Source organism: Microcystis sp. M083S1, assembly GCF_020246405.1.
GTDB lineage: Bacteria > Cyanobacteriota > Cyanobacteriia > Cyanobacteriales > Microcystaceae > Microcystis > Microcystis aeruginosa_C.
In genome coordinates, this window is the sequence record NZ_JADBTB010000179.1 from 1 (window position 1) to 24,057 (window position 24,057).

At 42.4% G+C, this 24,057-nt stretch carries 22 protein-coding genes; 15 read left to right on the forward strand and 7 right to left on the reverse strand.

The genetic code is table 11. The annotated features are described in order from the left end of the window. The first annotated feature begins 502 nt into the window (after positions 1–502). The 6 genes from IM450_RS16265 (at position 503) to IM450_RS16290 (ending at position 7,051) form a co-directional block, all read left to right on the forward strand. A complete protein-coding gene (locus IM450_RS16265; RefSeq protein ID WP_287664680.1) occupies positions 503–2,383 on the forward strand; it encodes a serine/threonine-protein kinase in 1,881 nt (626 codons plus the stop codon). A 387-nt stretch (positions 2,384–2,770) separates the two neighbouring features. Beyond that, positions 2,771–3,331 (forward strand): COP23 domain-containing protein, encoded by a 561-nt coding sequence (locus tag IM450_RS16270; protein ID WP_287709509.1) that lies wholly within the window; start codon positions 2,771–2,773, stop codon positions 3,329–3,331. An 80-nt stretch (positions 3,332–3,411) separates the two neighbouring features. Further along, on the forward strand, positions 3,412–4,191 hold the full coding sequence (locus IM450_RS16275; protein ID WP_287688723.1) for a S1 family peptidase: 780 nt from the start codon (positions 3,412–3,414) through the stop codon (positions 4,189–4,191). Then, positions 4,192–5,451, forward strand: coding sequence for a GUN4 domain-containing protein (locus tag IM450_RS16280; RefSeq protein ID WP_287664688.1), 1,260 nt, complete (start codon positions 4,192–4,194; stop codon positions 5,449–5,451). It abuts the gene before it with no gap. Then, complete coding sequence (locus IM450_RS16285; RefSeq protein ID WP_287709510.1) at positions 5,448–6,173, forward strand: hypothetical protein; 726 nt, start codon at positions 5,448–5,450, stop codon at positions 6,171–6,173. The genes IM450_RS16280 and IM450_RS16285 overlap by 4 nt, the downstream gene beginning before the upstream one ends. Positions 6,174–6,556: 383 nt before the next feature. Next, on the forward strand, positions 6,557–7,051 hold the full coding sequence (locus tag IM450_RS16290) for a pentapeptide repeat-containing protein (protein ID WP_287664693.1): 495 nt from the start codon (positions 6,557–6,559) through the stop codon (positions 7,049–7,051). Between the two features lie 116 nt (positions 7,052–7,167). On the opposite strand, the gene IM450_RS16295 is transcribed toward IM450_RS16290, so the two are convergent. Continuing rightward, positions 7,168–7,467 (reverse strand): DUF4282 domain-containing protein, encoded by a 300-nt coding sequence (locus IM450_RS16295; RefSeq protein ID WP_002799997.1) that lies wholly within the window; start codon positions 7,465–7,467, stop codon positions 7,168–7,170. Between the two features lie 353 nt (positions 7,468–7,820). On the opposite strand from IM450_RS16295, the gene IM450_RS16300 reads away from it, so the two are divergent. Then, positions 7,821–9,293 carry an NADH-quinone oxidoreductase subunit M gene (locus IM450_RS16300; protein WP_002799996.1) on the forward strand — a complete coding sequence of 491 codons (1,473 nt, stop codon included), beginning with the start codon at positions 7,821–7,823 and terminating at the stop codon, positions 9,291–9,293. Positions 9,294–9,355: 62 nt separating this feature from the next. Here the strand turns inward: IM450_RS16300 and IM450_RS16305 are convergent, their stop codons facing one another. Further along, positions 9,356–10,519: a cysteine desulfurase family protein gene (locus IM450_RS16305; RefSeq protein ID WP_287664698.1), complete on the reverse strand. Its 1,164-nt coding sequence runs from the start codon at positions 10,517–10,519 to the stop codon at positions 9,356–9,358. 245 nt (positions 10,520–10,764) lie between these two features. Here IM450_RS16305 and IM450_RS16310 point away from each other — a divergent pair, with 245 nt between their 5' ends. From IM450_RS16310 to IM450_RS16320, 3 genes are all read left to right on the forward strand, one after another. Beyond that, entirely contained in the window at positions 10,765–11,583 is an 819-nt protein-coding gene (locus IM450_RS16310; protein WP_287664701.1) for a hypothetical protein, read from the forward strand. A gap of 140 nt (positions 11,584–11,723) precedes the next feature. After that, complete coding sequence (locus IM450_RS16315; protein WP_002740193.1) at positions 11,724–12,125, forward strand: phage integrase SAM-like domain-containing protein; 402 nt, start codon at positions 11,724–11,726, stop codon at positions 12,123–12,125. Between the two features lie 120 nt (positions 12,126–12,245). Continuing rightward, positions 12,246–12,809 carry a DUF4334 domain-containing protein gene (locus IM450_RS16320; RefSeq protein WP_287664705.1) on the forward strand — a complete coding sequence of 188 codons (564 nt, stop codon included), beginning with the start codon at positions 12,246–12,248 and terminating at the stop codon, positions 12,807–12,809. On the opposite strand, the gene IM450_RS16325 is transcribed toward IM450_RS16320, so the two are convergent. The 3 genes from IM450_RS16325 to IM450_RS16335 all read right to left on the reverse strand — a co-directional run bounded on the left by IM450_RS16325 (position 12,788) and on the right by IM450_RS16335 (position 15,633). Next, positions 12,788–13,210 carry a Mov34/MPN/PAD-1 family protein gene (locus IM450_RS16325; RefSeq protein ID WP_002799991.1) on the reverse strand — a complete coding sequence of 141 codons (423 nt, stop codon included), beginning with the start codon at positions 13,208–13,210 and terminating at the stop codon, positions 12,788–12,790. The genes IM450_RS16320 and IM450_RS16325 overlap by 22 nt on opposite strands. A gap of 87 nt (positions 13,211–13,297) precedes the next feature. Further along, positions 13,298–14,560 (reverse strand): glycosyltransferase, encoded by a 1,263-nt coding sequence (locus IM450_RS16330; RefSeq protein ID WP_287664709.1) that lies wholly within the window; start codon positions 14,558–14,560, stop codon positions 13,298–13,300. A gap of 77 nt (positions 14,561–14,637) precedes the next feature. Next, positions 14,638–15,633, reverse strand: coding sequence for a formylglycine-generating enzyme family protein (locus tag IM450_RS16335; RefSeq protein WP_287664712.1), 996 nt, complete (start codon positions 15,631–15,633; stop codon positions 14,638–14,640). A gap of 87 nt (positions 15,634–15,720) precedes the next feature. Here IM450_RS16335 and IM450_RS16340 point away from each other — a divergent pair, with 87 nt between their 5' ends. From IM450_RS16340 to IM450_RS16350, 3 genes are all read left to right on the forward strand, one after another. After that, on the forward strand, positions 15,721–17,061 hold the full coding sequence (locus IM450_RS16340; protein WP_002799987.1) for an ArnT family glycosyltransferase: 1,341 nt from the start codon (positions 15,721–15,723) through the stop codon (positions 17,059–17,061). Between the two features lie 174 nt (positions 17,062–17,235). Further along, positions 17,236–18,945 (forward strand): 2-succinyl-5-enolpyruvyl-6-hydroxy-3-cyclohexene-1-carboxylic-acid synthase, encoded by a 1,710-nt coding sequence (gene menD / locus IM450_RS16345; RefSeq protein ID WP_002799986.1) that lies wholly within the window; start codon positions 17,236–17,238, stop codon positions 18,943–18,945. 190 nt (positions 18,946–19,135) lie between these two features. Beyond that, positions 19,136–20,365, forward strand: coding sequence for a hypothetical protein (locus tag IM450_RS16350; protein ID WP_287664717.1), 1,230 nt, complete (start codon positions 19,136–19,138; stop codon positions 20,363–20,365). Positions 20,366–20,371: 6 nt separating this feature from the next. On the opposite strand, the gene IM450_RS16355 is transcribed toward IM450_RS16350, so the two are convergent. Then, the gene (locus IM450_RS16355; RefSeq protein ID WP_002799982.1) at positions 20,372–20,782 is read right to left on the reverse strand and encodes a salt stress protein, Slr1339 family; all 411 of its coding nucleotides are present in this window, start codon (positions 20,780–20,782) and stop codon (positions 20,372–20,374) included. Positions 20,783–20,955: 173 nt separating this feature from the next. Then, positions 20,956–21,213, reverse strand: coding sequence for a chlororespiratory reduction protein 7 (locus tag IM450_RS16360; protein ID WP_287664720.1), 258 nt, complete (start codon positions 21,211–21,213; stop codon positions 20,956–20,958). An 82-nt stretch (positions 21,214–21,295) separates the two neighbouring features. Between IM450_RS16360 and IM450_RS16365 the strand changes: the two genes are divergently transcribed. Both IM450_RS16365 and IM450_RS16370 read left to right on the forward strand, forming a co-directional pair. Beyond that, complete coding sequence (locus IM450_RS16365) at positions 21,296–22,720, forward strand: protein adenylyltransferase SelO (RefSeq protein ID WP_425590369.1); 1,425 nt, start codon at positions 21,296–21,298, stop codon at positions 22,718–22,720. A 340-nt stretch (positions 22,721–23,060) separates the two neighbouring features. Then, positions 23,061–23,528, forward strand: coding sequence for a hypothetical protein (locus tag IM450_RS16370; RefSeq protein ID WP_287664724.1), 468 nt, complete (start codon positions 23,061–23,063; stop codon positions 23,526–23,528). Positions 23,529–24,057: the final 529 nt, after the last annotated feature.

Sequence of the window (24,057 nt, forward strand, 5' to 3'; positions counted from 1 at the left end):
TAAATTCTCTCTAGCATTTTCTGGCTCTCGGGGTTTAGGTCTCTAATCAATCTCATTGTATTTTCCTGCTGCTTCGTTTTTTTATGTATTATACTTCTTAATTTTTTATTTGGGTAATTAATTTTGCATGACTACTTAATGTTGTTGCTATTATCAAACCCCGTCGCAGGGGAAATTGTCAAAATCATAGGATTCGAGCGGACGGTAGAGTGTATGATGCTCAGAAAGGAACTAGAGGAAGTTATCTAATCGTTGATCAGGTGGTCTTGCTAACGGGCATTACAGCAACCGATCCACAGGGATATAAAATTTGGCAGGTTTTCTATGAACCCTCTCGGACAAAAATGTGGATAAAGGATTGCAATCTGTCAATTCCCCGACTCGTGAATTAATCGCCGGCTTTTTATTAGTGATGTTCGGCAGCCCGGGTTGAAAAGAAAATCACCCCCACGGATTTATCTATTTTAAAATAACAGCATTCCTATTAGACAGTCGCTATTAAATGCTAAACAATCGCTATGAAATCTTGAAAACACTAGGTAGAGGCGGTTTTGGCGAAACTTTCCTCGCGATCGATACTCGTATGCCCTCCCGCCGTAAATGTGTAATCAAGCAACTAAAGCCAGATGATACAACTAACACAGCACCAACTCCCGGTTGGTTTGAAGAACGTTTCCAGCGAGAAGCCGCTATTTTAGAAGAATTAGGGCGAAATAACCGACAAATTCCCGAACTTTACGAGTACTTTTCAGAAGGGGAAAATTTCTTCTTCGTCCAAGAATGGATTGAAGGGATCACCCTCAGTCAAAAACACCAACAAAAAGGCAACCTCTCGGAAGCGCAAGTAGAAAAAATCTTGCGAGAACTCCTACCCGTCCTCGACTACATCCACGGCCGAGGAATCATCCACCGGGACATCAAACCCGACAATATCATCCTGCGGGCCAGCGACGGTAAACCTGTTCTCATTGATTTTGGTATTGTCAAAGAGGTGAACAACATCAATGTCAGCAATACAACAGTCCCATTGGGAACTCCTGGCTACATGGCACCAGAACAAATAGCTGGCCATCCAGTTTTCTCCAGCGACCTCTACAGCTTGGGTCTAACCGCAATTTTCCTGCTGACGGGCAAAACTCCTCAAGATCTCGCCAGAGACCCCAAAACCGGTGAAATCCTCTGGCGAAAAGATGCGCCCCACCGACCCTCGAATTTAGCCGCCGTTATCGATCGCGCTGTCTGTTTGGACCCCGGTGATCGCTTCACCTCTGCTCCAGAAATGTTAACCGGCTTGCCTGGTTCTTCCCAACCGACTGTTTCTGTCAACCAATCTACTACTACTACTTCCCCACGTCGACCTCTCCCACTATCGAGGTTTAACCGTTGGTTCTGGGTAATTTTTATTGTTATAACTGGTGGGTTTTCTCTTGGGGTTGCCCATCCAATAATAAAACCGTGGTTGAATTTCTTGTTCCCAAATAAACCAACGGTTGAAGAACTTCCCTTGATTGAGCCGTCGAGCCAGATTAATTCTTTTGTACTAGACGAAGATGGTCAAACTTTGCTAGGTGGGGATGAGAAAGGGAACATCTACCTGTGGGAAGTGGCAACTGGAAAACGGAAAAAAACCATAGCAGGACACGGAAAAGCTATTTTAGAGATCGCCATAAGTAATGATCAACAAATATTAGCCAGCAGCAGTGAAGATGGCACAATCAAGGTTTGGGATTTAAAAACGGGGAAAGAACGTATTACCCTGCCAAACCAACGAGGTTTGATCGCCCTAGCCTTAAGTTCCGATGGCAATACACTGGTTACTGGTGGAAAAGATACAACAGTTAAACTCTGGAATCTGTCAACGGGAAATTTAATCGAGACGCTACCGGTGGAAAAAGAGGTGGTATCCCTTGCCATTAATCAAGACGCATCAATTATCGTCAGCGGACATTCGGGCGGTGACATCAGTTTTTGGCAAAAACAAGGCAGTAACCCATACGAACCACGCATTTTTCCCTCTATCAATCCATGGACAGCCCCCTCGGTTGCCGTCAGTGCCGATGGAACCACCGCCGCTAGTAGCAGTTGCCAAGACAATATCAGAATCTGGAAAGATAGCGATTGGAAAGATTCTCCTCTCCAAGCAGGGTCATCCGCCGATATCTGTTTGATAGTTATCAGCGAAGATGGCAAGATAATTGCTGGCCGCAGTTCCGATGAAACCATTAGATTATGGAACCTAAACACCAAAAAGGAGATTTTTAGCTACTCCCCTTCCTCTCCCAAATCTTTCGATTCACCTAGAATGATCGCCCTCAGTGGAGATGGGCGTACCGTTGCCAGCAATTTTGACAAGAAAATCCAAGTTTTGCGGCCGAGTTTCTGAATTATCGGTGTCAAGATTATCCTGACCAGCTTTCATACTACATCTTGTTTAATAACGTCTTCAAGGCTGATGACTGATAGCTATAAATAAGTAGGTAGGCGTTAAAAATTATCAGATGCCCCCCTTATTAAGGGGGGACTAAGGGGGGATCTGCACCCCCCTTATTAAGGGGGGACTAAGGGGGGATCTGCACCCCCCTTATCAAGGGGGGCAGGGGGGATCGAACCTAAAATCCATTTTTAATTTAATTATAACCAGCTACTTAAGTGGGAAGCGGGGCGCAGGTTTTTAAAGCTCGATCGGGAGTTAATCGTATTATTAAAAGTTGATTTGGGATGAATCCCATGTTAGACTAGCGACTAAAACGAAAAAAAGAGGTCATTGAAAATGAAACACCGACAGCCATGCCAAATTCTGGCGATGTTATTCTTAACTGGTGCTGCCACTTTTAGTTTACCAGAACCTAGCAAGTCCGCAGGAAAAGGACTGTTCTTCTGCGGCCAACTTCAGGGAAAGTGGAATACCTTTGTCAAACGCCCTAAAAGAAATATAGCGATAATTGAATGGACTTCCAACGACTTTGCCGATTCAGGATGGGACAACAGGAAACGCTGCATCACGGTTTCCGATCGCTTCAATCAATATGCTCCTCTGCTGACCAATGTTAAAACTTCAAATGTCAATGGCTATCCCGTTATCTGTGTTCCGAAAGTTAAGGGCGGAAGTTGCGCTAAAAACGAGGTTTTATTCACTCTAAAAGCAGGAGTAAACCCTGAAGAAGTTGCCCAAAAACTATTTAATATGAATCGCTATGGCAATCCTTCAAAATTTAGATTTACTGACCAGCCTTTTTCCTATGATTCAGAAGGAGAACTTAATATTAATGTCGAGACTTTTATTAACAATCTTGAAGAAATAATCGAAGCTTCAGAAAATGAGCCTCGCTAGGAGTAAGTTTGGCAGTGAATCAATCCCAATGTCAACTTTTACTAATAATGTTTCTGATCAGTAGTCCAGCCTTAAGGCTAGTGACTGATGCAGATAATGGCTACTTTGCTCCTCACATTATTCGGTCGGGATGCCCATCTTCTCGACCAATTTTGATCGACTCTTTATATAATAAGATTAAAGTTATCACCGTAAAAATATTATATGAATCAGAATTTATCGGTTCTGGAGTAATAATTTACTCCCAAAACAACAATTATAAAGTGATTACTAACGCCCATGTTCTCAAAGATAATCACTTTTCCTACAGCATTCAAACCTTTGACGGAAAGATTCATATTTCAGAAGTGGTAAAAACTGCAAATTTTGCTCGGAATGACCTAGCCTTACTACAATTTAAATCCCCCTGCTTTTATGTAGCTTCTCGCCTAGGTTCCTCCGCTAACCTAAAGAGAGGGGAATATGTGTTAGCGGCGGGTTTCCCTTTTTATTTGCAACCACAATTTGCCTATCCAGCCAATGAGTCAATACAAAAAAAAGAAACAAAAGAAAGCACTCAGAGCCTAAACGACGAGTTTGATTTTACACCGGGTAAAATAGTTGCATTCTTGGAAAAACCGCTAGAAGGAGGATATCAAATCGGATATAATGGCGACTTTGAAAAGGGAATGAGCGGAGGTCCATTACTCAATCAAAAGGGAGAATTAGTCGGCATCAGCGGCAGACATCCCGTTTTGTGGGAAAACTCCGATAATTATGAAGATGGTTCTCAACCATCGCCGGATTTGCAGACTCTAATCAATAACTCAAGTTGGGCAATCCCCAGCGAACAAATTATTAAAGTAATATCTGATAAATAGATGAAAATATTAGCCCCAATAAACTCGCTTATTGTTGGATTAATAGCGGTTTCATTAACTCAGCAAGGCTTATTAGCTCTCTCCCAAAGAGAAGTTGAGGAAATCGCCAAACAAACTACAGTCAAAATAATTGGTCATAAACCAGGTACTGGAGCAATTGTTCAGAAACAAAAAGATACATCTAAAGGACGGCAAGGGTATTTATATACTGTCCTGACTAACTGCCATGTACTTCTTCTTGATTCAAATGATCGAAAATTCTGCAATCAAGAAAATAAGCTAACCAGCCAAGGGATGCTCAACTCTACTGGTTATCGCGTTGAAACTTCTGACAGACAACAATATATAAGTGAAATTTCCTCGGTAAAAATTCATCCGAATGCTGATTTAGCAATTCTCCAGTTTTTTAGTACAATAGAATACGAAACTGTTAGAATAGGTAATGCAGAAGAGCTATCTGGCTCAAGTAAAGTTTATGTATTTGGCTGGGCAGTTCCTAGCAAAACTAGCCGAGACCGACGTGCGCGATTTTTGGGTCCAGGGAATATACTTGGTATTGACAGAAAAGCCGCAGGGGGATATCAAATTGCCCATAAACTCGAACTTGTACAGGGAATGAGTGGCGGTTCACTATTACACGAAAACGGCTGTTTGGTGGGAATTAATGGGGGAGGTGACAGAGACCCTAACACACAAGTTATAGAATTTTTATCCGTTCCTATTAATCTTTATGCAAGCTGGCAAAATATCCAAGTAGTGGCCGACTGTCGAGCCACTCCGCTGCCCGATAATAATCTCTTTAAGACACTTCGCAGTCTTCTCGAACAGGGAAATTGGCAGCGGGCCGAAGCCGAAACGAAAAAACTAATGCTTCGAGGTACAGATCAAACCTACTTTAACGGAAACATCATCAACAATCTGTCTTGTTCTAACCTGAAGATTATTAATCGACTTTGGGTGCAATATTCCAGTGGACATTTTGGCTTTAGTGTTCAGGGGGAAATCTGGAAAGGCGTAAAAAATGACTATAAGCAATTTGAAGAGAGGGTAGGGTGGCGGCGTGGCTATGAAGGACCATTGACCAATCCCCCCAACTACAGTCTTGAAGCTAAAAGAGGTCACTTGCCATCCTATAAACTTCTTGCAGCTTCCGACTTCGGAACATTCCTTAACCGATTGGAAAAATGCGATGCTTTAAGTTTCACAGACTCAGGTATTATAGAGAATATAATCTCAAGCGAATCTGAACCCCAATTATGATGAATAACGGTTTCATTTCACCTCTGAAATTTCTCAGCCTAAGTTTCTGCCTAACTTGTCTGCCGTCAAATACCCAAGCCATTAATATTTACCCGCCAATTATCACCAGCAACCAACAACAACAGAATAAGCAAACGGAATCGCCGGAAGTTGGTTTGGAAATAATAGGAAGTCCCTCTCTCAACAGATTGGTGATTCCCATGTACCGATACACTGGTGAATGCCCAGGGTTTTCTAAAGGTATAGTAAAAGCAAGCTTTACCTCCACCGCCTTCCCTCCGAGTCGGGACAGAAGGGTTATTGTTAGAAATGTTAGCCGGGGAATGGCGAGAGTGAATAGTTATCGTTTTCCCTCCACCGAGCGAGTTCATCCTTTTCCCTTCGCCGATCGAGATTATAGCCGGGGCAGAGGCTCCGAAATTACCGAGATAACCATCGGTTCAGGACACGATGGACAATTTCTAATCGTCAGACAGGGAGAAAACGATTTCGATTATACAATTACGGAAAAAAACACAATAGTTGACCAGGGAACCTTCACAGCATACGTGGAAACAACAACCATTGTTGAAGAAAAGAATAAAGTACCAACAACAAAGCCTGTTTGCCTTGGTAATCGTATCGATGCTCCCTGGGGAATCATCAATCTCTTGGGACGCATAATCTGTGACAAGGAGGAAGTAACAGATGAATGTCCATCTTATCCCGATGTTACAAGATAGGGTTCGCTCAATATAGGTAAAAGCCCTACTAAAAAAGGCTTTTATTTGATATGACTCAAAACCTTTGCGATTTCCCTAGTAATGAAAATCTCAAAGGTAGTTTCGTTGGACTTAATAGGGTTAGTGGAGGATAAACTGCCCTCAGAAAATGCACTGAGGGATCGCATCCTTTTTGTCCGCATCAGGGAAATACTATGTTATAATTGCTTCTTAAGTAGGTAGGCGTTAAAAATTATCAGATTCCCCCTTATTAAGGGGGGACTAAGGGGGGATCTGCACCCCCCTTATCAAGGGGGGCAGGGGGGATCGAACCTAAAATCCATTTTAAATTTAATTATAACCAGCTACTTATTTGTTTGAAAAAAAATTGAGGTAAAATAGCTATGAAACTTACTATCATCTTTTCAATAATCGTTCTATCTTCTGTGAGTTTAGCAAGTTCTATCGGTGCTGAAAATATCGATCATGTAAAGAAATTTAAGCAAACAAAACAATGCCCCGGATGTGATTTAAGCGGTGCAGATTTGAGTGGATTAAATCTAAGACACGCTAATCTACAAGGCGCTGATTTAAGTGGTGCTAGTCTTGGTGGTTCTGATTTAACCAAAGCCAATTTAAGTGGCGCAATTTTGACGGGAGCTAACTTGGATAGCACCAAATTAATAGGAGCAAATTTATCGAGTGCCAGACTTAATAGTGCTTATATGGGCTATGCAAAATTAATGGATGCTAATTTAAAAAGAGCAAGCCTGATAAATGCTGACATAGCCCGGTCTAATTTTACAGGGGCGGATGTGACAGGTGCTAATTTTAATGGTGTGAGATGTGATACTTATACAGGGTTGGATGGAAGCGCAAGTGCAGCATGGTGTAAATAAATAAAAATGAACCACTCTACTCAATCTCGTAGCATAGTGGAGTAGTTCATTTAAGGGTTAATGATTTGGCATGACCTTAACTTGTTTTCAGAAGCTTGCGATGAAAAACTCCAGACTTAAGGAAGCCGTTTGAAGTGTTCAACAAGCTCTGAAGTATTTTCAGCAGTTTTTAGTGAGGCCACAAATCCCTCTAAACCAATGCGAAAGCTAATCAGGAGTGATAGGAATAAAAGTGGAGACAAGAGAAAAGCCAGTAAACCTTGACCCGGACCTGCTTGAAATCCACCTATCAAAAATCCTAAAGAAAATAGGAAGATAAAAATTCCCCCTACTCCGTAAATTAAACCAATAATTCTAATTCCAATAAATTTGGAAAAGGAAAGGTCGAATAATAAACTGAAAAAATTACTCGGCATTTAACTTGCTCCTCTCTTAATAAACGGCAATTTTTTGAGGTCTGAGTAACTATCTGTGGAAACTTTCGGCATATCAGCCTGTTTTGGTGCAATCGCAGAATTTTTCGTATATCACACCCAGAAGCTTGAAGTAGATTTCTGACAATAGGCTGAAATAACAGAAACTTTCTGGAAGTTTAGCGACGATTCTTTGATATGACTGCATTTTTTGACAAAAGTTTACAATTATTCAACGTACTTAATCCTCGGGGATTTCTGCTGACACTCAGTTAAATGTTTAACAGCTTATCTTGCCAAAGATTGACCGCTCAGGCAATAATAGGAAGGTTTATCATCCCCATTTCCAGTAAAGAATGCTGAACGCTTTTATTTGGCTACCGATTATAGGGGCGATACTGATTGCCTACACGCCTCTAGAGGCGAAAAAAGTGCGAGGATTAGCTCTAACTCTTTCTGTCGTTCTCTTACTGCTGAATATTCTCCTTGGCTGGCAATTTGACCCTAGTAACCCGCAAATGCAGTTCACGGTTAACCTGCCTTGGATTAATTTCCTCGGTTTCAATTATGCCCTCGGTGTCGATGGCTTATCATTTTCATTACTTTTTCTTAACAGCATCTTGACAATAATTGCTCTTTATGCTAGTGGCACAGAGGTTAACCGTCCGAAATTTTACTATTCCCTGCTCTTGTTACTCAATGCCGGAGTAGCGGGGGCCTTTCTAGCGCAGGATTTACTGCTATTTTTCCTATTTTACGAATTAGAAATCGTCCCGCTTTACCTTCTCATTGCCATTTGGGGGGGTCAAAGACGCGGTTATGCGGGCATGAAATTTTTATTATACACGGCAATTTCAGGCTTTTTAGTGCTAATCTCTTTCCTCGGCTTAGTTTGGCTAACCGGTGCTAATAATTTCGCCTATAACCCCCTTTTATCGAACAATTTAGACGTTAAAACTCAATTACTGCTCCTCATCCCCCTTCTGATTGGATTAGCCATCAAAATCCCGATTTTTCCCTTTCATACTTGGCTACCGGATGCCCACGTCGAAGCATCTACCCCCGTTTCTGTGCTTTTAGCGGGAATATTACTCAAATTAGGAACCTATGGACTGCTGCGCTTTGGAGTCGGTTTATTCCTCGATGCTTGGGTGACTATCGCCCCTTGGTTAGCAACGATAGCAGCTATCAGCGCTCTCTACGGGGCCAGTTGCGCTATTGCCCAAAAGGATATGAAAAAAGTAGTCGCCTATTCTTCCATTTCCCACATGGCCTATATTTTACTAGCGGCGGCGGCCACCACCAGATTAAGCATCACCGCGGCGATTTTGCAGATGATTAGTCACGGTTTAATTTCCGCTTTGTTATTTTTGTTGGTGGGAGTAGTGTATAAAAAAACCGGCAGCCGGGATGTGGATTATCTACGCGGTTTATTAAATCCAGAAAGAGGTTTACCAATCACGGGAATGTTAATGATTTTAGCGGCTATGGCCAGCGCCGGCATCCCCGGAATGGTAGGATTTATCGCCGAATTTTTGGTCTTTCGTGGCAGTTTCCCGATTTTCCCGATACAAACGCTCTTATGTTTGGTCGCTAGTGGTTTAACCGCAGTATATTTTCTCCTGATGATTAATCGGGTTTTCTTTGGTCGTTTAACCCCTGAATTATCGCGCATTCCTCGCAGTACCTGGCCCGAAAGATTTCCCGAAATTGCTTTGGCTTTATTTATTATTGTTTTGGGATTACAACCGAGTTGGATGATTCACTGGACTGAAAACCAAGCATCAATGTTATTAACTGGCACGGCAATCAGTCAAAGGCAATCATAGAAACCTTTTCCGGAATTTTTCAAACCTAGACCGAAACTAACTTGTGGATAGGAGCCGAAACGTCAAAAATTTTTGGCCTTGCGGAGGGAATTAACCGTTAAAACCACCTGTTCCCCCACCAGTTCAATTTCTTCTAAAGTATTAAAACGACTCAACCCGAAGCGCAGAGAGGCATAAGCGAGAGATTCGGGGCGACCCAAGGCAGTTAAAACGTGGGAGGGGGCGGTATGGCTAGAAGAACAGGCAGAACCGGAGGAAAGAGCCACTATTGGCTGTAATCCTAACAATAACGCCGCACCGTCCACCCCTTCAATACTAATATTTAAATTTCCGGCTAATCTTTGGCTAGGATGACCATTGAGATAAATTCTGTCTAATTGACTGATAATCTCCCATAAACGGGCTTTTAACTGATTTAAGTAGCTGGTATCTTCTTCAATCGCTTTGATGCCCAATTCTACCGCCTTGGCAAAACCGACAATTTGTGGTGTAAATATTGTACCCGATCGCAGTCCTTTTTCCTGGCCTCCCCCTTGAATTTGAGCGGCGAGACGAACTCTGGGGTTCCGGCGCCGGACGTACAGCGCACCGATTCCCTTCGGTCCGTGGACTTTGTGGGCAGTTAAGGACATCAGGTCTATATTCATTTCCTCCACATCTAGGGGAATTTTCCCGATTGCTTGGGCCGCATCCGTATGCAAAAGTACCTGATACTGGCGACAAATCGCCCCAATTGCCGCTAAAGGTTGAATCACCCCAATCTCGTTATTAGCCGCCATAATTGACAGCAAAATCGTGTCAGGACGCAAAGATTTTTCTAGTAATTCCAAGTCAATTAGACCATCACCACTGACGGGTAAAATTGTCACCTCAAAACCCAATTTTTCCAGATAATGACAGGGATCTAAAACGGCGCGATGTTCTGTCACCACCGTAACTATGTGCCGTCCCTTGGCGAAATAAGCTTCGGCAACCCCTTTGATAGCTAGGTTATTGGCCTCTGTTGCTCCACTGGTAAAAATAATTTCTTCGGGACTACTATTAATAGCAGCGGCGATTGTTTCTCGTGCCTGTTTAACCGCAGCCTCGGCTGTCCAACCATAGACATGATTAATACTACTGGCATTACCAAAGTGTTCGGTAAAATAGGGTAACATCGCCGCCAGAACTTGCGGATCTAGGGGTGTCGTGGCGTGGCAATCTAGATAAATCGGCTTTTGAGACATATTTTTCCCTTGCGGGGGATTTGGGAAGGAGATATCCTCTGTTTTAAGAGAATCTCTGAAAGTGCATTGCTAATCTATGTTAACAAAAAAGTATCGGATAGCAGTCAACAGCTGACGACTCAGACCAGAACTTTAAGATTTAATAATGAGAGCGCAATCGCTCCCTGACAGCAGTTACAATTTCCCTATTCCAATGTTGTTCAGCAACCCAACAGGATTAATAACACATATTTTCTGGCTCAATCATGGCTAAAAAATCGAAGGCATTTAGTGAACTGCTCAGGCTGCAGAAAATGTCCCAAGGATCCGAAAAACCCTTGAAAAGCTTTGAGAAGAAATTAAGAGAAAAGTCATCGGCTTTCAAGGACTTTGTCGTCTCTCCTCCCAGGGAAGTCACAATGTCGGAAGTTCTGGATGATTTTATCGAGCCTTACCGCAAATCCAATGAAACGAAGGAATCTATGCGAACACTGCTGACCATAGGGATAATCGCTTGGAATCTGGCGTTGTCCCCCGAGTCAAAGCGGCAAGAGATGATAGACCGAGTTTTTAATAAAGACCTTCTTAAAGGAGATAAAAGGCTCAAGGCGGATATTCAAGGGCTAATCGAGGAGCTAATCGCTAGGAAAAACCGTTATTTCTCGGAAAACAAGCGGATGATTGTGGATTTTGAGTTAAAAGAGCTAGGAAGCGAGTATCATCTCTCGGTTGCCTCCAGCTTGTCGCCCGAATTTTCCGAGTCAGAGTTTGCCTTCAAAGTCGGCGACTCGGTCATCGTCAAACAGGGTGTACTTGACCCAGATTTGGGGACTGACATCGGTGGTTGGCAAGGAAGAATTGTGATAATTGAGCGGCAGAGCAATCTCATCGGCATTGAATGGGATAGCATCACCCTGAAAAACATCCCCAGTTCGGTGATTGACCAGTGTGAACTGGAAAACCGAGACTGGGCCCAAATGTACCTCTCCTCAACGGATGTGGAATTAACCCAACCTCGAGATACAGAAGAAGATGTGGCCGCCATCATTGAGCAAATTGAGTCTAACATCGTTGAAGCTATTTAGCAGAAAAGAGAAAGGCGATTCCGGCGGTTGGCCGACCTTGACCCTGAGGAGAAAATGGCGGCTTTAGACGCTTGGAAAAAAAGACTTGATTAATTACCCTATTGACCATTGAGCAGCGATTTAGAGGAGAGAAATTTGAGATGGATGATTCCCAGAAATATGAGGCTGACTGTCAAAAGATAAGAAAAGTCAATCATGAATTACTAAAGGATTTCGAGAGTTGGCTAGAATCATCAGGTTTGTCGGAAAAAACCATTAATAATCATATTTCAAATATAGATTTTTATATCAACGAATATTTACTCTATGAGGATGCAGTAGAAGCTAAAGACGGGGTAGATATGGTCGGTGACTTTTTGGGTTATTGGTTTATCAAAAAGGCCCTGTGGGCCAGTCAATCAAGCCTCAAGGCTAACGCAGGTAGTCTGAAAAAGTTCTACACTTTCTTACTGGAAAAAGGCCTAATAGATAAAGATGATTTGCGAGAACTTAAAGAAACCATCAAGGAAGAAATGAGTGAATGGCTGGAAACCCTAGAGTGATACGATGACCCATTGAGTGAAGATATGTGGGATGTTTGGTGATTTTAGCCGAGGGGCAATCCCCCACCCTCTGGCTGAGAAGCTATAATATTATGGTCAGGACACAAGAAGAGCGAGACAATGGAAACATTAGAATTAGAAAGCTGCCAGTCGATTCTTAAAGCTGGTCAAACGACCACCGAAAGAGCGTTAGAATTGTTTGACGCTCTCGAACCCGTGAGTTTAGACTTTATGCTCGGTGTTTGGCAAGGTTCTGGACTTGAGACAAATCACCCCATGGATGGTTTATTAGAGGCATCTAATTGGTATGGTAAAGAATTTGTCGATACTGAGAATGTCCACCCCCTGTTATTTTTAGATGGTCAGGGAAAAATTTTTAAGGTGGCACCCAATCCCACGGCCATGAACTGGATTTTGAAGCTGCCGATACTGAAAAATAATTCTCTGAAACCTTTGCTGATGCTGACCAACTCCTTGCTAAAAACAGAGACAAGTCAGGCTAGACTGCGAATGATGGAATATCGGGACAAAGTTAGCGCCACGATGATTTATGATTATTTGCCGATTAATGACTCTTTTCGGAAAGTAGATGATAATACGGTGCTGGGAATTATGGATTTTAAAAACTTTCCCCAGCCTTTCTTTTTTGTTCTCAAGCGATGTCAAAAACATTTTAATTCTTGAGGTTGGATTTGAAATTGTTCGCGCTCGTCCAGTTGCCAAGCTTGTAAATCGATCGCCCGCCCTGAAACTACGGAGACAATTAAATAAGTATATCCTGACCAGGCTAATTGGCGATCAATTTCCGAGGGAATGGCGGCATGATCTGGATGAGAATGATAGATACCAATAATTTCTAGCTGGTTTTCCCGCGCCGATTTTTGAGCTTGTAAAAGCACTTCTGGGGCAATACTAAAGCGGTTTCTTTTATTGCCTGACCAGTTATTTTCTGTTGCTTGTATGCTGATAACTTCGGCTGCTGTCTCGGTAATTTTTCCTAGGAGTAACCCACAACATTCTTCGGGATAGGTGGATTCTGCGTGGGTGAAAATAGACTGGTAAATTTGGTCTGTAATCAGGATCATAGGGTGGAGTAAGCGGGGATCAAATGCTATGGACAACAGGGTAAGCGCATCTCAATTTTGGCCCACCATTTTTTTGCTTCTAGCTGGCTATTTTGTCACCCGCCAACTGAGTTTAAGATTAACCCAAAAGTTCCAAACCGTGACGATGGCAATCGCAATAAAGTTAGCTAGATAGCGATTGATTCCTAAACCATTAAAGAGAAGGTTGAGCAGCAAGACGTTTAAAATTAAACCAGCTAAACAGATCAAATTGAACTTGAAAAATCTTTTCCAGCGTTTATTCCAACCCCGTTGACGAGCGGATAAATCGCCAAAAGTCCAGCGATCATTCCAGATAAAATTATTAATAATTGCTAATTCGGCGGCGATGATTTTACTGCGGGTTAATCCCCAACCCAAAGCGGCGGGATCACTGAGAAGATAGAGAAAGGCCATATCGACAAAAACCCCGGTTAATCCCACTAAACCGAAGCGAATAAATCTATCTAAAGGTAGATTGACAATTGCATCTAAAAACCTTAATGGCTTTTGAGAGCGCAAACGCAGCAGATGAAAGATATATTCTAGCCATTGTTTCCAAGTTACCTTACTTTCCCCCTCTAGGCGCTCTTGGAAGACATAACCCACTTCTCCGATGGTTTCGATGCGGCCTTTGCCGATGACTTCTAGTAAAATTTTGTAACCGGTGGGATTGAGAATCGGACCGGCGATCGCTTGACGGCGGACCATAAAGTAACCGCTCATGGGATCGGAGACGCGACCGACCACCTCTGGCAGTAGAATTAAACCAAGAATTTGAGCGCCGCGGGAGAGAAATCTTCGCAGCAGATTCCACTCGCTCACTCCTCCCCCTTCGACGTGACGACTAGCAAGAGCTAAATCGGCTCCTTTTTCGATAGTTTCGAGGAGATTATAGAGAATTTCGGGGGGATGTTGCAAATCTCCATCGATTACTCCTAGTATCTCACCCCTTGACCCTTGCCAACCCCGCACCACTGCCGACGCTAATCCCTTTTCTCCCTGACGACGCATCACCCGCAGTTGCGGGTAATCCGGGGTTAATTTGCTGGCTAATTCCCAAGTGCGATCGGGACTGTCATCATCGACGATAATTAGTTCATACTGATCGGGAATTTTTCGATCGAGTAATTGACTGAGATTCTCGACTAGGGGAATAACGTTATCTCGCTCGTTATAAGTGGGAATAACTAGAGATAATTTGAGTAACTGGGGTTCATCCCTGAGAATATAACTATTATTGCTAATAATTCCTTCAATTTGCTCTAAAAAAGGGATTTGCAAAGAGCCGACGGGGGTGGTTAAAAAGGGATAGGGTGGACAGTTGGTCACTCGCTTACACTCACAGACTAAAACAGGTTTAGAGACGCACAATTTACCGGCAAAGTTGTTGAAACCAGAATTTTGAGCTAACTACTGGCGATGCGGAATCCTAATACACTATAGCGATTATCGGGGCTAAATTGGCCTCGACTAGCGGAGCGACATTCCCTCAATTCTGTCCCCCAACCACCTCCACGCAGGACGCGATAACGATTGCCGGTGCTATTAGGATCGGCCGGCCATACTTGGTCATCGTTGGGAGCATTTTTATAGTTGCGATGCCAAGGATCGGCACACCATTCGTATAAACTGCCGTGTAAATCGTATAATCCGAAGGCATTTGGGGGAAAACTGCCTACAGGGGTGGTTTTAGCTCGAAATTCGCTCTCTCTTTCCACTGCATAGGGAAATTTAATGGCATAGTAGTTAGCGAATTCACTGGTAAGGGTGGCACCAAAGTAGAAGGGTGTGGTAGTGCCGGCACGACAAGCATATTCCCATTGTGCCTCGCTTGGGAGCCGATAGTTTCTGCCGGTGGCCCTGGCAAGTCGCTCGCAAAACTCGATCGCATCATACCAAGAGATGCTATCGACGGGTAAGTTATCCCCTTGGAAGTGGGAGGGATTGGGGTTTAAATCGCGGTTAATTTTGGGGATATTAGCGACAATTTGCCATTGTTTTTGGGTTATCGGGTATTTACTCAGGTAAAAACTGTTCACCTTGACTAAGCGCTGGGGTTTATCACTACCGGTAAAGTCTCCTTTTTCTCCGTCCGGTGTCCCCATGATAAAAGTGCCAGCAGGGATAGCAATCATCTCTAATCCCGCAAGGGTTTCGCTGTAGTATTCGGCGCTGCGGGAATTGCGCTCGATCACGAAACCGCTAGGATCGAGAGTAACGGTTTCAAAGGAAAAGCTTTGTCGGGGGGGAAAAGAGGAATTTTGGGGGGGTTGCGGGGGGATGATTGCTGTAGCGGTGGAGGGGGAAACAATATTTTTTCTATCTAGAATCGCTGCCATGCCGACTCCTGCACCGATCAGACTGATCCACTGGCAAAATTTACGTCTGTTTACTTTAATCATCCCGATTTTTCTGTCATTATCACCCCATCTAGTATACCATGAAATTCTGACTATTATTTGGTCACTGCCCCTTGTCCTTAATAATCGATGCCCAGCTTTTTGACTGTCCATAAACATTGGTTGATTGGAGCAATTATCACCTTTTTAGGTGCTTTTTTGCGAATCTATAATTATGATTCTTTGCCTCCAGATAATTGGACTTCTGATGAATATGCTTTTGCTTGGAGTGGCATGAGTTTATTACAAACGGGTATCCCCACCAGTTGGTCATGGTTAAGTCCCACGGATAATTTTCCTACGGTGGTTTGGGAAGCGAAAAATATCCGTTATCGTTTGGTTACTCCCTGGTTTGATCATCCTCCTTTATTTGGTTTATTGGTGGGTTTATTTGCTCTTTTAGGAGGGGCAAAAACTTTTTTTGATTGCAGTTTAACTATTATTAGAGTCCCTTCTTTATTCTTAGGTATTGCTTCTATAGTTTTGGTCTATTTACTCGCTCTCAAGTTAAGTAATTTATCGATCGCTATAATCGCTAGTTTAATTTATGCCACCAATCCCAATACAGTTTTTCTATCTCGATTAGCTATTAGTGAAAATTTAATGATTATTTTCTGCTTATTTATCATCTTACTGTATTGGCAATACTATCAAACTAAGCAGAAAAAATATCTCTACATTGCCGCTTGTTTAGCTGGTTTAGCCTGTTTAGTCAAGGTAACAGCCATTTATTTAGTAGTATTATTAATTGTCCTCTTGATTTACGAAAAGCAAGGACGAGAAGCCATTTATGTGACTGCGATCGGTGCTTTCTTTTTCTCTCTCTATTTTCTCTACGGTGCTATCTACGACTACGATTTTTTTCGTAAGATATTTCAAGAACAATCCCTGCGTTTTGAGGACTTTAACTTTGTCAAATATCTAACCACTCCTACGGTATTTTTCGAGGATGGTTGGTTAATTTTTAGCTGGTTAACCCTCTTACCCTTTCTCAGAAAAAATCCCGCTAGTCCCCAAGTTAGATTACTCGCTTTACCGGTAATCCTCTACACCTTAATTTTAGTTGCCACGGGAGCGCAAAGTCACTTTTTTACTTGGTATATGATTCCTTTTTATCCGTTTATGTTTATTATTCTAGGCATCTTTCTTGATGATTTTCGCCAGGAAACGGACGGATTAACTGCCTCAATTATTTTTATCTTTCTGGGAGTTTGGTCGATTCATCTCAACTTGACAGCATGGATATTAGCTTCTCCCTACGGTCGCTATTATTTTATGATCGGTACGGCAGCAATTCTGGGAGTATTCTATCTCAAGGATATCTTTGGTCTCTTTAAAAAATTCTGGATCGATCGCTTTACTTTCCTGTTATTCTTGGCCCTGCTGGCAGCTAATATCAATGTGGTATTAACCTATAAATTTTCTGGTTAAAACTTGGCGAGAAGGAACCCCGAAAAGGGATAAATTGGCCTGGGAATCGAGAGTAAACTTAACTAGGATCACTGACTCAGGAATAACTTATTCTTGGCCAGTTCCAGCCAATGTTAAATTTATTAATAGACTCTTTAACTTATTGTCCCCTAACCTTTGCCACTGAATTGATAAATGTCGATCGATTTTCGCAATCTTAATACACTTTGGGGTTCTATTTTAGTCGAAACATTGGCCCGTTTGGGATTGACGATAGGGGTGGTTTCTCCCGGATCGCGCTCGACTCCTTTAACGATAGCCTTGGCAAGACATCCCCAGATTGAAGCTATTCCCATCTTAGACGAGCGCTCGGCCGCTTTTTTTGCCCTGGGATTAGCCAAACAATTATATCAACCGGTGGTTCTAGTCTGCACTTCCGGGACCGCCACGGCTAATTTTTATCCCGCAGTCATTGAAGCAAAAGAAAGTCATGTCCCTTTATTAATTCTAACCGCCGATCGCCCCCCAGAATTGCGTCATGCTCATGCCGGTCAGACTATCGATCAAGTCAAACTCTACGGTAATTATCCCAACTGGCAAGCGGAAATTAGCTGTCCTAGTGCCAATATCGAGCGTTTACGCTATCTCCGTCAAACTATCATCCACGCGTGGTGGCGCTGTCTTGATCCTGTCCCCGGAGTGGTGCATCTGAACTTACCATTTCGCGATCCCCTCGCACCAACTCCCGATCTAGAAATTAACAATTTAGAGGCTAATTTTGACGAAGAAGCTTTTTTTAGCCATATATCTCGGCAAAATATCGCCATTAACCACTCAATTCTCGAAATTCCTTCTTTACCCCCCCAAGGAATTATCATCGCGGGATTAGCTTCCCCGCAAAACCCCGAAAGTTACTGTCAGGCGATCGCTAATTTAGCCCGATCGCAACAATATCCCGTCTTAGCAGAAGCTTTATCTCCTCTGCGAAACTATGCAGGGTTAAATCCCCATCTCATCACTACCTATGATTTATTATTGCGGAATCCTGCCCTTAGAACCCAATTAACCCCCGATGTTGTCCTACAAATTGGCGAATTACCCACCAGCAAAGAATTACGGACCTGGTTAGAAGAAATCGACTGTCCGCGTTGGATTATCGATCCCCATCCCGATAATTACGATCCTCTACAGGGAAAAACCAGACATCTCAGGGTAAATATCGAGCAATTAGGGGATTTATTCCCAGATAAAACCGATAATAATCGAGAATATCGGCAATTATGGCACAAATTCGACCAGCAAGCCAGATTAACTATCGATCGCCTTTTGGCAGCAGAAACTAAACTGATTGAAGGGAAAATCCCCTGGCTGCTCTCCCAATACCTCCCCCCCCGCACCCCGATCTTTATCTCTAATAGTATGCCTGTTCGCTATGCCGAATTTTTTAACCCGCCTAGCGATCGCCAAATTCGTCCCTATTTTAATCGCGGGGCCAATGGCATCGACGGCAACCTATCCACTGCGATAGGAATAGCTTATAAAAATGTCCCCAGTCTGCTATTAACGGGAGATTTAGCCCTATTACACGACACAAATGGTTTTTTAATCAAAAAATATTTTGTTGGCTCATTGACCATAATTTTAATCAATAACAAGGGGGGAGGCATTTTCCAGATGTTGCCGATCGCCAAATTTGACCCTCCCTTTGAAGAATTTTTTGCCACTCCCCAAAATATCGACTTTTGCCAACTCTGTCACACCTACGGTATCGATTACCATTTAATCAGCGATTGGACTGATTTTGAGCAAAAAATCGCAGTTTTGCCGGAATCAGGCATAAGATTACTAGAAATATCCTGCGATCGAGCTTTTAATACTCAATGGTTCCTCAGTAATTATGTGTAGGGTGTGGGGTGTGGGAATTATGAATTATGAATTATGAATTATGAAGTGGGGTGTGGGGAGAACAAAGCTACCTATTGCAAGAGTGCCTATTGCCTATCCTGATATGTAGCTTATAATCAACGGATTTAGTATTAATTGCCTTTTTCGAGAAAGTGAATACAATGGGTGGAAAGCGAGTTAAAAAGGTCAGATGAATCGACAAAGACGGCAAAAATCAAGACAATTTTCTCTCCCTAGATATTCTATCTTTCCCTGGGAACAATGGCGATCGGGAGTGACTTCTTTGGTGATTAGCTTGGTCTTGTCCCTACTGATTTTAAAACTGAATACCTCTAGTCTCTCCACTGCCACCATAAATATTTTTAATCCCTCCACTGTGGGGGAGAATTTAGCCGGTAAGAGCCTAGATGAGTTAGAAAAGCAGAAAATCGCCGAATTTTTGCAAATTGCCCCGCCAGAAACCGAATTAACCCTCGATCGCACTCCTTTGTTTATTCTCCACGATACAGCTTGGAGTATGACTGCGGGTAACATCGAAGAGCAGAAAAAATATGCTCGCGGTCCGATGAAATTGGGTCCGAATGTTTACATCCCCCGCAAACCGAATTCCAGGGATAGAGACATTTTAGACTCGATCGCCCGGCCTTTTTTTGAACGTCACCGTCCCACTGCCACTTTTTATGAACAAGCGGCCGAAATGCTGCCCGCAGACACCAGGGATCAATTAGTGCGTCAACTGTGGCAACTTACCCCAGAAACTATCCGCGTCAAGGGTTTTGCACTTGCTTTAGCGGGTGTTCCTTTGAGTACGCGATCGGCTCCTGAGTTAGAAAAAAGAGCGAGAATTTGGTTAAATACGCCTTCAGAAGCAGTCTTTAGGCGTTTAGTCAAAGAATATCCCACAAATTACTTTGATGGGGCAAAAAGCACCGCATTATGGGCAACAGAAGCGATTTGTCAGCAGCTATCTCACCCTAATTGCGATCGCTTGAAGCCGGTTTTTGCCGAAAGAAATCGTCGGGTTATCTCCAGCGTTAACATTGAACTGGTACAAGCGCCGGGATCCCACTGTTTGACCAAAGGACGCTTGCAACCCCTCCCCGGTTACAGCGATTTTCAATACCAACAAACGGCGAAATATTATCTCCTCGCAGCCTTACAAACGGGACAATTACCGCAAATTGTCAGCCATTTTGCCGTGGATAGTTTTCTGATTAATCAAGGAAAATATCCCCATTGTGACCCCCGGGGTTTTGATCTACAACGTCTCTACAATCTCATCAGTCAAGCTTTGGGTTATGACCCCGGCACTGTTTATGGCATCGTCCCTCGTTACGGCACAAATATTATAGCCGGTGATAATATTTGGTGGCATAATCAAGTTTTTGACGCAGCCAATTTACCCACAACTTTAAATTAGACCTGATCATTTATAAATATCCACTTCTCCCAAAGCTTCTAGATAGGTGATCGCCGCTTCTAAAGGAGAATCGTAGCTATAGGAAAACTCCTCAAACCAGCGTCCTTCCTCCGATTTGGCATCTAATTTATTTAACCATTGCTTCGCCTTTCTAGTTAAAGCTTCTCGCTTACGCTGCTGTTTTAATGCCGCTGCTTTTTCTTTTTCCGCTGCCTCCTGTTGTTGCCTTTCTTGGTTTTCTAAGGCTAAAGCTTTTAAAAGCGCATCGGTAGCAGAATCGCCAGCATAATTAACCTTAAATTCGTCTGGGTAACGATCTTTTTCTTGGTGAGAAGAAGGGGACGGCATCGGTTTTTCCTGATCCCGTTTCTGGTATTCTGCCTTCATTTGTGCCAGTAAATCTTCTATTTCTCCCATAATGGTCAAGTTAGAAAGTAAAAAGTTAAAAAGATAATTGCTCTGATTGCCTCTGCCTTAATAACTAAGTAGCTGGTTATAATTAAATTGAAGATGGATCCCCCCTTAATCCCCCCTTGATAAGGGGGGTGTCTGACAGTTTTTAACACCTAACTACTTAATAATGGGTTTCCTTATTTTTCCAAACGCACTAGATACCATTGTAAATAACCCTCCTCACCCAGGTCCAACTCGCAGTAATTATCGCGCAGATAGAGAGCTTTTTCCTCAAAACTAGAGAATTTTGCCAATTGTCGGGGACAAATCTCCGGTTTTGCGGCGATTAAATCTTTTAACTTATCCCGCAACTGGTCGGGAGTCTGGAATTGTTCAGGTTGATCGGCCTCAAGGACAAGAAAATAGTCCCCTTGATACATAATAGAATCGGGCATCGCTGTTTGATAGTCTCAGTAGGAAAATTTTTTGGCTATCTTTACCACTTTATCGCCTCAAAGCTCGATCGACACCACCACTATGACAGACCATCTCACCAATCCCTTTCTCAGTCTCCCTTACGAAAGCGCCATGCAGGACTTGGGGGACCAATACTATGATCAAGTTGCGGCTGCGGATTTTCCCAGTCATATCCTTCGTTTTCGCAATGATGCTTTATTACCTTTGGTGGGAATTCAGCCAGAATTAACTTTAGATGAGCATTTTATCGAGGCTTTTGGTAAATTTCAATCCCTGACCCCTTTTTTGTCCCTGCGTTACCACGGTTATCAATTTGGCGAGTATAATCCTTTCTTGGGAGATGGTCGCGGTTTTCTCTACGGTCAAGTTAGGGGTATTGATGGCAAATTATACGATTTTGGTACGAAAGGATCGGGACGGACTCCCTATTCTCGTCATGCAGACGGTAGGTTAACTCTCAAGGGTGGAGTCAGAGAAGTCTTAGCCGCGGAAGCTTTACGCAGTTTAGGGGTGAATACCTCTCGCTGTCTGAGTTTGGTGGAAACGGGGGAAGCTCTCTGGCGCGGCGATGAACCTTCCCCGACGCGATCTTCGGTGATGATTCGAGTTAGTAATTCTCATATTCGTTTCGGGACTTTTGAGCGTTTATTTCATATTAAACGTAGCGATTTAATTAAAAGACTCCTCGATCATGTGATTATTTATTATTATCCTGAAATCAATCCCCAAGATAGTGATCGCTATTTAAAATTTTACGCCGCTTTAATCGAAAGAACCGCTAAATTAGCAGCCCAATGGATGGTCGCAGGTTTTTGTCATGGGGTTCTTAATACCGATAATATGTCAATTACTGGGGAAAGTTTCGATTATGGTCCCTACGCTTTTATTCCTTCCTATAACCCCCAATTTACGGCGGCTTATTTCGACTACGGTGGCCGTTATAGTTATGGTAATCAGCCTTTTATCTGTCGTTTAAATCTAGAGTTACTGCAATCTCCCCTGTCGATGGTCATCTCCTTGTTAGAGTTAGATATGGCTTTGGCTAACTATGACCAGCATTACAATTTTTATTATCAAAAAATGATGCTCAAAAAGTTAGGTTTTGAGGATATTTTTACTCCCGAATCCGCTTTACTGGTCAGCAAAACTGTGGAAGTTCTCCAAGAAACTGACCTGGGTTATCACGACTTTTTCTATCAATTAAGTGAACAATTTAATTACGGTTGGCGAGAAAATAGTTCCCTAATTCTTGAAAATACGGATTTACCAAAAGCTGATTGGCAACGTTGGCGAGAGTTATATAGTTTGGTCTTAAATCAATTACCCCTAGATTCCTTGTCTGAAATTGACGACACCTTAACGCATTATAATCCTAAAACCGCTTTACTTAGACCGCTAATCGAATCGGTTTGGGAGGCAATTACTTATAACGATGATTGGCAACCTTTCCACGAATTAGTGATAAAATTACAAAATAAGCAGTAATTAAGTAATAAGTAGTGGTGCAAAATTAATTTCTTGGTTAGAATAGGCAAGAGGTGGTTAAATATGTGTAATTAATTATCTCTAGCTACTTATTTAGGTCATTTCCTGAAATGCGTTGGACAAAAATTGACCAGACTTGGCGATCAATGTTTTCTCTCCAACCATTGAGAGTTGTCAAAATAATAGTAAAATTTTGTGACAAAGTGCAGTCATATCTAAGAATCTTTGCTAAAATTCTGGAAGGATTCTGTGATCAGTCTCCTTAAAGGAGATTGTTTGCAGTAAACTAATCTGGCTAACAGGCTAGGGATCGCAAACAATAACTATAAACCAACAAAATATGAGTCAACAAGACCAACAAGGTGATCATTCAACTCCTAAAAATATTCAAGATCAAGACCCTATAAAACGTCCAAAAGTACCTCTATGGCTTATTGGTGTAATAGCATTTACCTTTACTTGGATTTTTATTGGAATTTCGGTTATTATTGGTTGGCGAATGTATTGGAACTCTCCTATTCATCCAAGCTTTGCATTGTTTGGCGCTGTTGCATTTTCATCTGTTACAGCTTTTACGATTGTTCTAACACTTGAGATTGTAACTGGGCGCGATTTATCTTTTGAGTTTGCTAATTTAAAGTTTACTGGTACATCTGGACCAGTGACTTTATGGATACTAGCTTTTTTGGCAATAATGAGCACTTTTATATTAGGTGATTTTCAAAATCTTGCTAAATCAGAAGCAAAGCCTAATCCTCCTCTCCACCAATTGGCACCATCAAACTCATCAGATACGCCAACTCCTTGAATAATAAGTAATTTGTCAACTGTGAAAAAAATTAAAGCAATATTTGCGCTCTTAATAAGTGTTGTGACAATTGTTTTTACCCTGTTTTGCTCATTCCCAATTGTAACTAAAATTGGAATAATTTTTGTTTATCTTGTTTGTATGGCGATTATTTTAGACTATCTCTCTCGTATCTGAAAATTTATTTTTAGTTCATTAGACATCTCCATAGTATTATCTCAAGACCAAAAGTCTATCTAGTTAAGGAATCTACCCGAATAAAAATGATTTTAATTGCCTCATATTTTTTCAGTAAAATTGAATTAGCAACGATAGATATACATTCTAGCCATCGAACGATTTGGTTAGTACACAGGACAAAAGCAAGCTGTGACTAGGTTGTAATTTTTGGAGATGTCTATTCATTGAAGCTGTGCGTCTAAGTGCGATGCCGCTCTTGTAGGGTGCGAAAACGCGCGTGTAACGCACCTTTTTCAAGTGAGATCGCCAGTCTTGTAGGGTGCGTTCCCTAATGGGGGTCTTACTGCTC

What these genes read in the sequence shown, in the direction of transcription:
- IM450_RS16340 (WP_002799987.1), top strand. Translation starts at nt 15,721, where the DNA reads ATGCCCAGCTTTTTGACTGTCCATAAACATTGGTTGATTGGAGCAATT.
- IM450_RS16360 (WP_287664720.1), bottom strand. Translation starts at nt 21,213, where the DNA reads ATGCCCGATTCTATTATGTATCAAGGGGACTATTTTCTTGTCCTTGAG.
- IM450_RS16280 (WP_287664688.1), top strand. Translation starts at nt 4,192, where the DNA reads ATGAAAATATTAGCCCCAATAAACTCGCTTATTGTTGGATTAATAGCG.
- IM450_RS16305 (WP_287664698.1), bottom strand. Translation starts at nt 10,519, where the DNA reads ATGTCTCAAAAGCCGATTTATCTAGATTGCCACGCCACGACACCCCTA.
- menD (WP_002799986.1), top strand. Translation starts at nt 17,236, where the DNA reads ATGTCGATCGATTTTCGCAATCTTAATACACTTTGGGGTTCTATTTTA.
- IM450_RS16310 (WP_287664701.1), top strand. Translation starts at nt 10,765, where the DNA reads ATGGCTAAAAAATCGAAGGCATTTAGTGAACTGCTCAGGCTGCAGAAA.
- IM450_RS16295 (WP_002799997.1), bottom strand. Translation starts at nt 7,467, where the DNA reads ATGCCGAGTAATTTTTTCAGTTTATTATTCGACCTTTCCTTTTCCAAA.
- IM450_RS16290 (WP_287664693.1), top strand. Translation starts at nt 6,557, where the DNA reads ATGAAACTTACTATCATCTTTTCAATAATCGTTCTATCTTCTGTGAGT.
- IM450_RS16320 (WP_287664705.1), top strand. Translation starts at nt 12,246, where the DNA reads ATGGAAACATTAGAATTAGAAAGCTGCCAGTCGATTCTTAAAGCTGGT.
- IM450_RS16365 (WP_425590369.1), top strand. Translation starts at nt 21,296, where the DNA reads ATGACAGACCATCTCACCAATCCCTTTCTCAGTCTCCCTTACGAAAGC.
- IM450_RS16335 (WP_287664712.1), bottom strand. Translation starts at nt 15,633, where the DNA reads ATGATTAAAGTAAACAGACGTAAATTTTGCCAGTGGATCAGTCTGATC.
- IM450_RS16315 (WP_002740193.1), top strand. Translation starts at nt 11,724, where the DNA reads ATGGATGATTCCCAGAAATATGAGGCTGACTGTCAAAAGATAAGAAAA.
- IM450_RS16355 (WP_002799982.1), bottom strand. Translation starts at nt 20,782, where the DNA reads ATGGGAGAAATAGAAGATTTACTGGCACAAATGAAGGCAGAATACCAG.
- IM450_RS16285 (WP_287709510.1), top strand. Translation starts at nt 5,448, where the DNA reads ATGATGAATAACGGTTTCATTTCACCTCTGAAATTTCTCAGCCTAAGT.
- IM450_RS16350 (WP_287664717.1), top strand. Translation starts at nt 19,136, where the DNA reads ATGAATCGACAAAGACGGCAAAAATCAAGACAATTTTCTCTCCCTAGA.
- IM450_RS16300 (WP_002799996.1), top strand. Translation starts at nt 7,821, where the DNA reads ATGCTGAACGCTTTTATTTGGCTACCGATTATAGGGGCGATACTGATT.
- IM450_RS16265 (WP_287664680.1), top strand. Translation starts at nt 503, where the DNA reads ATGCTAAACAATCGCTATGAAATCTTGAAAACACTAGGTAGAGGCGGT.
- IM450_RS16370 (WP_287664724.1), top strand. Translation starts at nt 23,061, where the DNA reads ATGAGTCAACAAGACCAACAAGGTGATCATTCAACTCCTAAAAATATT.
- IM450_RS16325 (WP_002799991.1), bottom strand. Translation starts at nt 13,210, where the DNA reads ATGATCCTGATTACAGACCAAATTTACCAGTCTATTTTCACCCACGCA.
- IM450_RS16270 (WP_287709509.1), top strand. Translation starts at nt 2,771, where the DNA reads ATGAAACACCGACAGCCATGCCAAATTCTGGCGATGTTATTCTTAACT.